This is a genomic window from Flavobacterium sp. 9 (assembly GCF_002754195.1).
Taxonomy (GTDB): Bacteria; Bacteroidota; Bacteroidia; order Flavobacteriales; family Flavobacteriaceae; genus Flavobacterium.
This window is the reverse complement of sequence record NZ_PEEU01000001.1, coordinates 4,205,849-4,217,733: the sequence shown is the minus strand read 5'-3', so window position 1 is coordinate 4,217,733 and position 11,885 is coordinate 4,205,849. Positions and strand designations below refer to the sequence as shown.

The window sequence follows — 11,885 nt, the reverse complement described above, 5'->3', positions numbered from 1 at the left end:
TATTCTGATTGTTCTGTACAGGAAATTTAGCACTAAAATAAGTGCATTTTTCGGATTAGCCAAATCTTATAAATACAAACCTTAACTTTAAATAAATCAATTACTTATACAATTATATTAGTGTAAAATATACACCTTTTTTTATCCAAAAACGTTCACTCCTTTTCCCGTAGTTATTAAGCTGAATAAGCTCTTTTCGATAAGCTGACTCCAGGCATTTGAGCAATCTCCATAACATTCAAATTCAGGAACTAATCCCAAATGACTAAAACGGACTTGTGTTTTATGGTTTACTTCAGAGATTTCGAATACAATTTTTGTTCCCGTCCATTCGCTTTGATCTTTTACAAAACTTAATTTACTGTCTGTAATAAGCCAAACAATTTTTTGATTCGGAATAATCTCAACTATTTTTTGTTTCGAAAAATGAATTCCCGGCACGCTATAACCAAATTCATCGTTGAGGTTTTCTGTGTTTCCGTCAATTTCTCCTTGCCACCAACCGCGAACATTGTTGATGGCATTAAAAACTTCTTCTTTTGAATTGTCAACTAAAATCGTTGTACTATAATTTGATGTTGCCATTTTGTTGTTTTTTAATGTTATTTAAGTAATTGCAACTGACCTAAATGGTATTGCAAATGTGATGTTCTTGTTACCACAATATTCAATTTATTGCGATGAGGTTCTCTTTCGAAATCTTCTGTGCTTACAGCCGTATGTTTTTCGAACCATTCTTCGGGTTTCAAATTGTCAAATTTTTGTTTTATCGCTTCAGATTGCTTTGTCCAGAAACTTCTCAATTCTTGTGCAGTTGGAAGTTCTTTTACCGTTTTATCCGGAGATTTAATAAAAGGTTCATTCAGTTCAGGATATAATTTTGGTCCCATATCCAATAGAACCAATAAATCGTCGTGAACTGCAATAAGATGTCCAAGCAAATAAATGCCTCGATTTTTTCCCGGAGCAATTTCTTTTTGCAAAGTTTCGTCGCTTACAGCATTAAGTAATGTATCGCAATTTAGTATAGAAGCGTACCATCTGTCTAAGATCATTTTAACGAATAATGTCGTTGTTGGTGTTACTGTTGTTGTCATTTTTTTAGGTTTTAATAGTTGTAAAATTTATAATCGTTTCGTTATTTATCAGGTATTTATTGAATCATACACATAAATCTGAACTTCGTCATCGCTGGCAAAAATCATTCGGTCAACCGCACATTGCTGCCCAATATCTGACTTAAAAGATTCCATCATTTCATCAAGTGAATTAAAATATAAATTGGCTACACGATAAACATCATTATGTCCTGTAAGCGAAATAATTGGACCATTATTGATTTCATATTTCAGTAATCCCGGCAATTGTTTTGCCAACGGAACGTGTACTTCGAAATAATGTTTTTCGAAAAATTCCTTATCCTTTGGAGTGGTGTAAATCACAGTCATTTTTGCCATAATCGGTTTTGTTTAAATTGTTCTAAGTCGTTTTTTTGAGTTTCGAATTGTAAAATTACTCTCTAATAATCAAATCATTAAGGTGTAATTCAGACATTGTAATGGGTAGTTTTGGACAAAAACATTTAGTACCTTTACTTGTCAAAAAAAATCAAAAACGATGAAACATCTTACCATTATAGTTCCAAATGGAGATAATAATCTTCCCAGTATTACAGGTGCTTATGAAATCTTTACCCGAGCAAATGCCTATAATAAGATAAGCAGCAAAAAAGAACTGTTTAATATACAATTGGCCGGTATTTCTGAAAAAATAGAATTCAATGGGGGATTATTTACCGTAAAACCGCATCTTAATATCTCAGCAATTACAAAAACTGATCTTATCATTATACCTTCTTTAAACCATAATTATAATCTTGCGCTAAAAGATAATGAGCAATTATTGCCGTGGTTAGAAAAACAATACGCAAACGGTGCCGAAATTGCCACGATTTGTACCGGCGCATTTGTACTTGCAGCGTCTGGATTATTAGACGGAAAAAGCTGTTCTACACATTGGTCCGTAACCGAAAATTTCAGGTCAATGTTTCCTAAAGTAAATTTACAAGTCGACGAATTAATTACCGATGAAAAAGGAATCTACACTAATGGCGGCGCTTATTCGTTTCTTAATTTGATGATTTATCTGATTGAGAAATATTACGATAGAAATACTGCAATTTATTGTTCGAAAGTTTTTCAGATCGAAATGAACCGAAATACGCAATCGCAATTTGCCATTTTCACAGGTCAAAAAAAGCACGATGACGAAATGGTTCAATTGGCACAATCCTACATCGAAAAGAACTTAGACGAAAAAATATCTATTGGCGAATTATCCTCAAAACTAAATGTTGGAAGAAGAAATTTTGACCGAAGATTTATAAAAGCCACTGGAAATACTCCTGTAGAATATTCGCAAAGAGTGAAAATTGAAGCGGCAAAAAAAGCCTTTGAAACCAACCGAAAAACAATAAACGAAGTGATGTATGAAGTCGGTTATTCTGATGTAAAAGCATTCCGTGAAGTATTCCGAAAAATTACCGGAATGTCTCCGTTAGAATACAAAAGAAAATACCATAAAGATGTCGTTTTGGTTGCCTAAAATTTATTTACAACGGTAATTTCTTTTTCGAAATATTCATAAAAAAAAAGACTGTTCAACAATCTGAACAGTCTTTTTTATCTTAAAGCACATTAAAGCTTACGCCATAAATAATGCATATTTATTGTAGTTGTATAAAACCTGATCATAAGGCACTAAAGGCGTAGCAACTTTCTCTGAAGAAGCTTCGAATTTGATACCATTGTGTTTTCTGAATAAGTAGATTTCTTTCAAACAATTTGACAAACTCTGATGAATTGATGTCGTAAAAGTAGGCAACTGCTTGTCTCCTACCAGCAAATCAATTTGATAATTTGAGCTGCTTTTTGATAAATTGTTTCCTATTATTCTTAATTTAAAAGTTGTCTTTTTGCCGTATTGTTCACCTTGATACTGTACTACCATAATCTTATTATTAAAAAGGTTAAATTATTATTTTTAGAACTTCAACATGCTTATAAGTTGAATTCAAAATTAAAGTTATGAAAAAAAAGTAAGTTCATATATAAACTTACCTTAAATTATTAAATCAATACAAAGTTAGTACAAATTCTACTTTCGAAACCTATTTATTTTCTTCTTAAAAATTAGATTTAATCCCATCTTCCCGCCAAAACTTTATTGTAAATATCGGCAGCAAACAAAGGCGTTTCCTCGGCACTATGTTCTTCTACGTTTTGAAGCATTTGGCTTTTTACAAGAGCTAAATCTGTAATATTCACAGATTTTAATAAAGTCAAAAAATGATCAGTTGAAGATACTTTTACGCTATTTTCCAGTTCACAGGTATTTGCGGTTAAAACATTGATTCTAAGTTCCCACGTAATTCCTAATTTAGTATTACCTAAACCAGAAAAAGAATCTGAAATCGAATTTACTCTGCAATGATCTTTATTTCCTATTTCTTCAATATAATGTTGAACCAATAGATTATCAGCTACTTTTTCGACATTTATAGACATTCTTTTTCCGTCTATTGAACTAGAAATTCCACCCGCAATATGATTTACAGAACAAGATTGATATTCCTGATCTTTTAGTGTAAAAAGCCAATCTGCGAGATCTATTTTTTCTGCAACACAATGAATCATTGCCTTTGCAGTACATTCGGCAAGTAATTCCATTTTTACGATTCCAGGGATTTTACAAATTCATCGGCAGACAAAAGTGAATGCCCGTAATTAGGAAAATTCGTTTCTACCGTTGCTCTAATTTCTTCCTGATTAAAAGCGCCAATTCCGTCCTTGATTAACGTGACGTGATAACCCAGTTCTACACCATATCTCGCAGTCGAATCGACACAAGTATTGGCACGCATTCCGGCGATAATAATATGATCGATGTCGTGCATTTTTAGAAGAAAATCCAAATCAGTATTAGCAAAACCACTCGCTGTCCAATGGTTTTGAGCGATCAAATCTCCTTCAACAGGCAAAAGTTCCGGATGAAACTCTGCTCCCCAACTTCCTTTCTCAAAAAGAGTCAAATTTTTACTTCCGTTATGAGAAGGCGAAAAAAACTTCCAATTCAAATAATCTCCTTTTTGTGTATGCCTGTGTGGCGCATATACAATCTGGATATTACTTTTTCTGGCTGCTTCCAAAACCTTTTTCATGTTTTGAACGACATTTCCTCCTTCGACCGTTTCTTTTACAAAAGGCCAAAGTTTCCCTTTATCCGAAAGAAAATCATTAAAAGGATCAATTAATACTAACGCAGTTCTGTTGTTTTGATAAGTACTCATGATTTAAACAATTTAGTGATTAAAATGCTTTTACTTTTCACTTCAAAATCCAAACCCTAAATCAAGTACTTAATTATCAGCAGATTACAAATTAAAATCATTTGATATATCGCTAATACTCTGATTTTCATCGAAATATCACGACATAAAAAAACCGTAACGAATTACGGTTTTCACAATTAACTAAATATATTTAATCAACTTTTTTAACGATTGTAAAATTCATTCATAAGCACGATTAATTTTCTATTATTACGGTATTATCTTTTTCTGCATTTAGTTCTAACAAAAACATATTTCCGTTTTCGTCGAACATCGTCATATTTAAAGCATCTAATAATGCTAAGTTTTTTGATACGCCTCCCGCAAATTTATTGTACGAAAGATTCATCTCAGATAAATTATGCAACTTCTCAAGTCCTTTAGGAATCTCACCTTCAAAACCATTATTAAACAAACTAAGATTTTGCAAAGCATTGAAATTTACTATTTCTCCGCTCAAACTTCCTGAGAATTTATTACTGTTTAAAAGTAAAACCTTTAACGCAGGAATCTTATAAATCGAATTTGGCAGTTGCCCTTCAATCTCATTATCAAATAAAGACAGCACTTCTAATTGGTTTAATTTTCCAATTTCTACAGGCAACTCTCCCGAAATTTTATTCTTAGAAAGTTCTAAATCTCTTAGCTTTTGCAAATCGCAAATAGTTTCCGGTATTGCTCCCGAAAGCTGATTAAGCGAAATATCTAAAACTTCAAGCTCCTTGAAATTATTAATTGCTTTTGGTAATTGACCTTGCAATTTATTTTTATGTAAATCAACAGAAGTCAAATTCACTAAATCAAAAAACTCAGAAGGCAATTGTCCTTCCAGATTATTGTCGCCTAAATTAAGCGCCGTTACCTTTCCATTTTTGACCTGAACACCATACCACGTTGATACTGACAATGATAAATCCCATTTAATTTTCCATTGTGATCCATTTGTTGCGTAATATAATTTTATCAGAGCGTCTTTTTCTTTATCAGATACAGTATCTGCAAAAATATTCAGGCTAAAGCCGAATATTAGCAAAAGAGTTATTAGGCATTTCATAACAGATTTAGGGTTTTGTTATCTGTGATAAAATTATGCATTTCATAGATATAAAGCGTCTAATGTCGATAAAGTGTTAATAAGTAATTAATTAATATGAATTTATTTACTTTTTATAAAAATTATGATATTCTATTTTTTTGATTAAATTTGATCAACTAATTCTAAAAACCTCATATTATGGAAATTAACCCTATTGCATTGCTTCTGGCAGCTGTTGTAACACTTGTCGTTGGTTTTATTTGGTACAACCCAAAAGTCTTCGGAACAATCTGGATGAGAGAAAATAATCTCACCGAAGAACAACTTCGAACAGGAAATATGCTTAAAATCTTCGGATTAACGTATGTTTTTTCTTTAATGATTACCGTAATTCTGATGGCAGTGACCATCCATCAAACTGGTGCGGTAGGAATGGTAGGCGGACCACCTTTACTGGATAGTGCAAAACCTTCATTTGCAGCGTTTATGGCAGATTATGGATCGGCTTATCGCACATTCAAACACGGATCGCTTCACGGATTTATGGCGGGCTTGTTTTTTGCTTTTCCTGTAATTGGCATTAATGGTTTATTCGAAAGAAAATCATGGAAATACATCTTTATTCACGCCGGATTCTGGATTGTTTCTCTTACTTTAATGGGAGGAATTATTTGTGGATTTGCTTAAATAATAAAAACAAAAACCCGTTTGAAATCAAAATCAAACGGGTTTTTCTTAATAATAACTTAAACCAACCAAGTTATTATAAATATTACCTAATTTTGAAGAAATTAGCACACTCTTTTGACTACAACTTTTTCTTTCCGGATTTACAACAGCACGTCATTACTGCCTTTAGAATGGAATTCGCTGGCTGTAGATAATATTTTTTTGACCAGAGAATATCTTGAAGTATTGGAAAATTCTTGTCCTGTAAATATGATTTGTCATTTTATTGGAATTTTTAACGACGATAAACTAGTCGGAATTGCTTTAACTCAATTTTTATTTGCCGAAAAACTGGAATCGTTTGGAGAACGAGATCAGTGTTTAAAAACTTCTGTGCGTAATTTTGCTTTCAAAAATTTTGCTTCACACGTTTTATTCGTTGGCAATAATATGCTTACAGGCCAAAATGCTTTTGCTTTTAATAAAGAAGCAAGCGAGTCCAAACTGATAAAGACCTTGCATAAAGCAATTAATCAGCTTAAGAAAGACTTGAAAGCGAGTGGAAAAAAAGTTCATATTACGAGTATAAAAGATTTTACTGCAAAAGAAATTGAACCTTTACAAGCCGAATTTAAAAACAATTATACGTTTTCGACTCAGCCAAATATGGTTTTCGAAATCAATAAAAACTGGACTTCTGAGCAAGATTATATCGATGCTTTATCCAAGAAATACAGGGATCAATACAAACGCGCCCGCAAAAAAGCAGACGGAATAGTTAAGCAAAAAATGAGTCTGGCGGAGATTAAAAAATACGAAGATGTTATTTATGATTTGTATTTTCATGTTGCCAAAAATGCGCCTTTTAATACTTTTTTCTTAGCGCGAAATCACTTTAGTTTCTTTAAAGAAATTATGAAAGATGATTTCTTATTCTACGGCTATTTTCTAGATGAGAAATTAATAGGTTTCAATACATTGATCAAAAACGGAAATGTAATGGACACTTACTTTTTAGGATATGACGAAACAATTCAGCGCGAAAAAATGCTGTATTTAAACATGTTATACGATATGATCGCGTATTCTATAAATCAGGGGTTCTCTGAAATTGTTTTTGCCAGAACTGCACTTGAAATTAAAAGTTCTGTTGGTGCAAAACCTTTAAAAATGTACGGACTTATTACGCACAGCAATACTTTGATCAATCATAACATTGCTAAATTATTTAATTATCTTGAGCCTAAAACCGATTGGCAGGAAAGGAATCCGTTTAAATAAAAGCTTTGACAAATAATTAAATTCAATATCGCTCCTATGGAGCTATTGCGCATATTCTTATCCATTTTCTATAAATATTAAGCCCTTCTAGGGCTTATTTTATATTCCTTTAAGCATATTTCCTTTTGAAATTCGTTGCGCAAAGAACTCTGTAAGAGTGTAATATTTATAGAAATAGAAAATTTTAAGGGTTTCAGCCCCATCGGGGCGAAATATTAAATAATTAAAATGAGAATAATTAAGGAATTGCAATTTTCATTTGCTTGTGCAGAATATGAATTTCCAAATCCGTTTGTGCCCCGCAATATTCGCCATCAATCTGAAAGTTTACCGGATAATCTGTTTTTATTGTCGCTTGATCTGTTGAGATAATCACTATATCATCAGAATCAATTGGCATGTTTCCAGTAATTATTTTTCCGATTAACAACAAATCAAGGCTTTTTAAAATTACCAATTCGAACTTCCCGTCGTTCATAGCACCATTTGGATTAATGATTACGCCTGTTCCATATTTTTGAGAATTGGCAATTACAATCATTCGTGCCATATGTTCGACCGTTTCATTATTTGCCGAAATTGTAGCCACAAAAGGTTCTTCGGATTCTTTTAATGCAGAATAAGCTTGTAATGCATAACCCCAAAAACCACGTAAATTACTTTCTTCATAGTTCTTAACCAGGTTTGCATTGACTCCAATATCGCTTAAATGGATACTTTTTTTGCCGTTAATACAAATCATATCCATTTCGATATAATGGTGCAAAAAGGCTATTTTGAGGTTCTCTTCGATTGTTGCTGGTAAATTCAAATCAACAGACAATCCATTGGCTGAACCTGCGGGCAAAATACCAATAATTACATCGTATTGCTCCATTGCTTCGGCAACCATTTTTATAGTTCCGTCGCCTCCAGCCACAACAATGCGTTCCGGTGAATACTGATTATAAAGTGCTTGTATTCTTTTTTGGTCCTGTTTTCCGGTAGTTTCATAAACTTCCAGATCAAAATTATTTGTAGTTGCAAACTCTTGAACAGCTTCAATTAAATCTGATTTATCAAGATCTCCGGAAATAGGGTTTACAACAAATATGATATTCTTTTTCAAAATTTTATTTTTAAAACCAATTAAAATAATTAATTTACATCGTCATCTATAAATATACGCAATTAATGAAACCAATTTTACAATTATATCGAGGTTATGCCAACGAAGAGGAATTAATTGTAATGGGACACGTTTTTAAAAGAACGTATGATTATGATTTTCAAAAGAAAAGTTTTAAAAATGCTACTTCGATTATCAATCAATTTAGGATAAAAACACTTGAAAATTTTGATATTTATTTAAAATACGGCAGTCAGGAAATTCACACTAAAACACTTGATGACGGTTATTTTAAGTTTTGTATTCCTCTGGAAAAAGAAACTCATTTTGGATGGATGGAATATGAAGTAAGTATCAAAGATGGTGATAAAACGATAACCGAAAAAGGAAGTTTCATAAGACCTCACAAAGGCAAACTAGGGATTATATCTGATATTGACGACACTTTTTTGATTTCGCATACTCAGAATTTCTTCAAAAAAATATACATTCTTTTATTTAAAAATGTAAATGACCGCAAAGTCTTTACGGATGTTGTACCACATTATCAAGCTTTAAGTTCCGCTGGCCGACATAATAAAGAAGAGGAAAATGCTTTTTTCTACGTTTCCAGCAGTGAATGGAATTTGTATCGGTTTATTGTGAAATTTACCAAAATACATCATTTGCCAAGGGCTGTTATTTTACTGAAAGACATTAAAAGAGGTATCACAGATTTCTTCATGAGCGGACGTGGAAATCATGATCATAAGTTTGATAAAATAAAACACGTTTTAGAGTTTTATCCTAACCTGAAATATGTTTTATTAGGCGATGATTCGCAACACGATCCGGTTTTATATGAACGAATTTGCAAAATATTCCCTGTAACCGTAAAAGCGGTTTATATCAGACAAACGGGTAATCATCAAAAGGAAGCCACCAAAAAAATCATGAAAAACTTAGAAAATCTGGAGGTTTCTGTTTGCTATTATAAACATAGCAGCGAAGCGATTATGCATTCAAAAAGTATTGGGCTTATTTAGGGATTGTGTTTATTGGCACACGGATGACGCGGATTTTAACTGGTTTTCACGGATTTTTTATTCTCGTTTTTGTCATTGCGAGGAACGAAGCAATCTCACTAGTAATTGACGGAAAGTTTGATTATGCAAATGTGGTTGCTTCGTTCCTCGCAATGACATGCTTTGTGTTAAACTTGAAACCTGAAACAAAAAGCACTTGAAACTCCGTTTTCTAGCCCAGATTGAAGAGGAAAGCCCGGAGCAAAAAAAACTAATTTTTCTTGCTAGAAAACAGCGACCAACGGAAGCTCGTTTTATGGCTTAGAAAAATATTTTTTTTAGTGAGGACTTGAAACAGAAAGCTGGAAATAGCTCCTAAAAACTAAAAAAACCTTTGTCAAAGTTCGAAACTTTGACAAAGGCATCTGTAAACTTTGACCGAGACTGAAAACTCAACTAAGCGTTAAAATTATCAATTTCTTCCTGAACGACTTCCCAGTCAAGAAGTAGTTGATCTAAATCTTTTTTCTTTTTGTTGTATGCTGTAAAAAATGAAGCATCTTCGATATGTTTGTCGTAATTAGATAACAACAATTTATCGTCATGCTGAATGTCTTTTTCTAATTGCTTGATCTGACTTTCAACTTTACTCAATCGGTTTTGAAGCGCTTTTCCTTTTTTTTGATCTTCGTATGATGTTTTGTTATTTTCTTTTGGAGCAGCAGCTTTTTCAACGTCTTTTTTCTCCACTTCACGCATGTTTTCAAGATTGCGTTGCTCTAAGAAATAATTGATATCTCCTAAATATTCTTTTATCTTTTGATCTTTGAATTCGTAAACAATATTCGACATTCCCTGCAAGAAATCTCTATCGTGAGAAACTAGTAATAGGGTTCCTCCAAATTTTTGAAGTGCCGCTTTCAATACGTTTTTAGATTTAATATCTAAGTGATTCGTAGGCTCATCCATTAGCAAAACATTGATTGGCTGTAATAACAACTTACAAAGTGCCAAACGGTTACGCTCTCCTCCTGAAAGTACTTTTACTTTTTTCTCTACATCGTCTCCGCGGAATAAAAATGATCCTAACATGTCACGAACTTTAGAACGGTTTGTGTCCATTGCAGCATCTTCCATCGTTTGAAGAAGTGTAATTTCTCCATCAAGATATTCAGCCTGATTTTGAGCAAAATATCCTAATTGCACGTTATGTCCTAATTTGATGCTTCCTTCGTATTCGAATTCATCAACAATTGCTTTGATAAAAGTCGATTTTCCCTGACCATTTTGTCCCACAAAAGCAATTTTGCTTCCGCGTTCTACTAACAAACTAATATCTTTTAGAATGGTTTTATCTCCGTATGATTTAGTTACGTTGTCCGCTTCTACAACTACTCTTCCAGGTTCTTTTGAAACTGGAAAAGAGATATTCATTACTGAATTGTCGTCTTCGTCAACTTCAATTCGCTCTACTTTATCTAATTTTTTAATCAACGATTGCGCCATTGAAGCTTTTGAAGCTTTTGCACGGAATTTCTCGATTAATTTTTCTGTTTCTTCAATTTTCTTCGCCTGATTCTTTTGCGTTGCCAATTGTTTTTCACGGATTTCATGACGCAATTCTAAATATTGAGAATATGGTTTATTGAAATCATATGCTTTTCCTAATGAAATTTCGATTGTACGATTCGTAACATTATCCAGGAACATTTTATCGTGCGAAACAATTACGACAACTCCGGGATAACTGCGCAAGAAACTCTCTAACCAAATGATACTTTCGATATCCAAGTGATTCGTAGGCTCATCCAGAAGCAATACATCATTTGATTGTAATAATAGTTTTGCTAACTCGATACGCATTCTCCAACCTCCTGAAAATGTTTCGGTTTGGTTATTGAATACTTCTCTTTTGAAACCTAATCCTAAAAGAATTTTCTCTGTATCTCCTACATAATTGTAACCTCCAAGAAGGTCAAAACGGTGTGTATAATCAGATAAATCTTCAATTATTTGGCCGTATTCTTCACTTTCATAATCGGTTCTGGTAACCAATTGATGATTGATTTCTTCTAATTTTTTCTCTACAATTTTAATATCTGTAAAAGCTTCATAAGCTTCTTCTAATACTGTTCTTCCACGTTCAAAATCAATATCCTGACGTAAAAATCCCATTCGGATATCTTTCTCCTGAGAAATAACTCCGGAATCAGGAGCAAAATCTCTTGCCAGCATTTTAAGCATTGTTGATTTTCCAGCACCATTTTTCCCGACAAGTCCAACTCGATCTCCGGCACCTAAACGAAAAGTAACTTCTTCGAATAAATAAGTACCACCAAAAGAAACCGATAAATTGTGTATATTAAGCATGTAATGTTATTTTATAACTAATTGATT

General features: G+C 32.9%; 13 protein-coding genes. 4 read left to right on the top strand and 9 right to left on the bottom strand.

Features of this window, described 5'->3' with window-relative positions; all coding sequences use genetic code 11:
- Positions 1 to 141: 141 nt before the first annotated feature.
- Genes CLU81_RS17550 through CLU81_RS17540 form a run of 3 tightly spaced genes read right to left on the bottom strand, consistent with a single transcriptional unit; the run spans position 142 to position 1,457 of the window.
- The gene (locus tag CLU81_RS17550; protein ID WP_099710997.1) at positions 142 to 585 is read right to left on the bottom strand and encodes an SRPBCC domain-containing protein; all 444 of its coding nucleotides are present in this window, start codon (positions 583 to 585) and stop codon (positions 142 to 144) included.
- Positions 586 to 602: 17 nt separating this feature from the next.
- Positions 603 to 1,097, bottom strand: coding sequence for a DinB family protein (locus CLU81_RS17545; RefSeq protein WP_099710996.1), 495 nt, complete (start codon positions 1,095 to 1,097; stop codon positions 603 to 605).
- A gap of 48 nt (positions 1,098 to 1,145) precedes the next feature.
- Positions 1,146 to 1,457: an EthD family reductase gene (locus tag CLU81_RS17540; protein WP_099710995.1), complete on the bottom strand. Its 312-nt coding sequence runs from the start codon at positions 1,455 to 1,457 to the stop codon at positions 1,146 to 1,148.
- Between the two features lie 160 nt (positions 1,458 to 1,617).
- On the opposite strand from CLU81_RS17540, the gene CLU81_RS17535 reads away from it, so the two are divergent.
- Positions 1,618 to 2,604, top strand: coding sequence for a GlxA family transcriptional regulator (locus CLU81_RS17535; protein ID WP_099710994.1), 987 nt, complete (start codon positions 1,618 to 1,620; stop codon positions 2,602 to 2,604).
- 99 nt (positions 2,605 to 2,703) lie between these two features.
- Here the strand turns inward: CLU81_RS17535 and CLU81_RS17530 are convergent, their stop codons facing one another.
- The 4 genes from CLU81_RS17530 to CLU81_RS17515 form a co-directional block, all read right to left on the bottom strand.
- Complete coding sequence (locus CLU81_RS17530; protein WP_099710993.1) at positions 2,704 to 3,009, bottom strand: hypothetical protein; 306 nt, start codon at positions 3,007 to 3,009, stop codon at positions 2,704 to 2,706.
- A gap of 188 nt (positions 3,010 to 3,197) precedes the next feature.
- The gene (locus tag CLU81_RS17525) at positions 3,198 to 3,728 is read right to left on the bottom strand and encodes a hypothetical protein (RefSeq protein WP_099710992.1); all 531 of its coding nucleotides are present in this window, start codon (positions 3,726 to 3,728) and stop codon (positions 3,198 to 3,200) included.
- A gap of 2 nt (positions 3,729 to 3,730) precedes the next feature.
- Complete coding sequence (locus CLU81_RS17520) at positions 3,731 to 4,348, bottom strand: isochorismatase family cysteine hydrolase (protein ID WP_099710991.1); 618 nt, start codon at positions 4,346 to 4,348, stop codon at positions 3,731 to 3,733.
- Between the two features lie 238 nt (positions 4,349 to 4,586).
- Positions 4,587 to 5,444, bottom strand: coding sequence for a Two component regulator three Y domain protein (locus CLU81_RS17515; protein WP_099710990.1), 858 nt, complete (start codon positions 5,442 to 5,444; stop codon positions 4,587 to 4,589).
- A gap of 180 nt (positions 5,445 to 5,624) precedes the next feature.
- Here CLU81_RS17515 and CLU81_RS17510 point away from each other — a divergent pair, with 180 nt between their 5' ends.
- Both CLU81_RS17510 and CLU81_RS17505 read left to right on the top strand, forming a co-directional pair.
- Positions 5,625 to 6,113, top strand: coding sequence for a DUF1761 domain-containing protein (locus tag CLU81_RS17510; RefSeq protein ID WP_099710989.1), 489 nt, complete (start codon positions 5,625 to 5,627; stop codon positions 6,111 to 6,113).
- A 117-nt stretch (positions 6,114 to 6,230) separates the two neighbouring features.
- Positions 6,231 to 7,376, top strand: a complete 1,146-nt coding sequence (locus CLU81_RS17505) for a GNAT family N-acetyltransferase (RefSeq protein WP_099710988.1) — start codon at positions 6,231 to 6,233, stop codon at positions 7,374 to 7,376.
- 238 nt (positions 7,377 to 7,614) lie between these two features.
- On the opposite strand, the gene CLU81_RS17500 is transcribed toward CLU81_RS17505, so the two are convergent.
- Positions 7,615 to 8,484, bottom strand: a complete 870-nt coding sequence (locus CLU81_RS17500; RefSeq protein ID WP_099710987.1) for a diacylglycerol kinase family protein — start codon at positions 8,482 to 8,484, stop codon at positions 7,615 to 7,617.
- Between the two features lie 65 nt (positions 8,485 to 8,549).
- Here CLU81_RS17500 and CLU81_RS17495 point away from each other — a divergent pair, with 65 nt between their 5' ends.
- The gene (locus CLU81_RS17495; RefSeq protein WP_099710986.1) at positions 8,550 to 9,509 is read left to right on the top strand and encodes an App1 family protein; all 960 of its coding nucleotides are present in this window, start codon (positions 8,550 to 8,552) and stop codon (positions 9,507 to 9,509) included.
- 435 nt (positions 9,510 to 9,944) lie between these two features.
- Here the strand turns inward: CLU81_RS17495 and CLU81_RS17490 are convergent, their stop codons facing one another.
- The gene (locus tag CLU81_RS17490) at positions 9,945 to 11,858 is read right to left on the bottom strand and encodes an ABC-F family ATP-binding cassette domain-containing protein (RefSeq protein ID WP_099710985.1); all 1,914 of its coding nucleotides are present in this window, start codon (positions 11,856 to 11,858) and stop codon (positions 9,945 to 9,947) included.
- Positions 11,859 to 11,885: the final 27 nt, after the last annotated feature.

Excerpts from the sequence above, each read along its gene's own strand:
- CLU81_RS17495 (WP_099710986.1), top strand. The coding sequence starts at position 8,550 with ATGAAACCAATTTTACAATTATATCGAGGTTATGCCAACGAAGAGGAA.
- CLU81_RS17525 (WP_099710992.1), bottom strand. The coding sequence starts at position 3,728 with ATGGAATTACTTGCCGAATGTACTGCAAAGGCAATGATTCATTGTGTT.
- CLU81_RS17545 (WP_099710996.1), bottom strand. The coding sequence starts at position 1,097 with ATGACAACAACAGTAACACCAACAACGACATTATTCGTTAAAATGATC.
- CLU81_RS17520 (WP_099710991.1), bottom strand. The coding sequence starts at position 4,348 with ATGAGTACTTATCAAAACAACAGAACTGCGTTAGTATTAATTGATCCT.
- CLU81_RS17540 (WP_099710995.1), bottom strand. The coding sequence starts at position 1,457 with ATGGCAAAAATGACTGTGATTTACACCACTCCAAAGGATAAGGAATTT.
- CLU81_RS17550 (WP_099710997.1), bottom strand. The coding sequence starts at position 585 with ATGGCAACATCAAATTATAGTACAACGATTTTAGTTGACAATTCAAAA.
- CLU81_RS17510 (WP_099710989.1), top strand. The coding sequence starts at position 5,625 with ATGGAAATTAACCCTATTGCATTGCTTCTGGCAGCTGTTGTAACACTT.
- CLU81_RS17535 (WP_099710994.1), top strand. The coding sequence starts at position 1,618 with ATGAAACATCTTACCATTATAGTTCCAAATGGAGATAATAATCTTCCC.
- CLU81_RS17515 (WP_099710990.1), bottom strand. The coding sequence starts at position 5,444 with ATGAAATGCCTAATAACTCTTTTGCTAATATTCGGCTTTAGCCTGAAT.
- CLU81_RS17490 (WP_099710985.1), bottom strand. The coding sequence starts at position 11,858 with ATGCTTAATATACACAATTTATCGGTTTCTTTTGGTGGTACTTATTTA.
- CLU81_RS17530 (WP_099710993.1), bottom strand. The coding sequence starts at position 3,009 with ATGGTAGTACAGTATCAAGGTGAACAATACGGCAAAAAGACAACTTTT.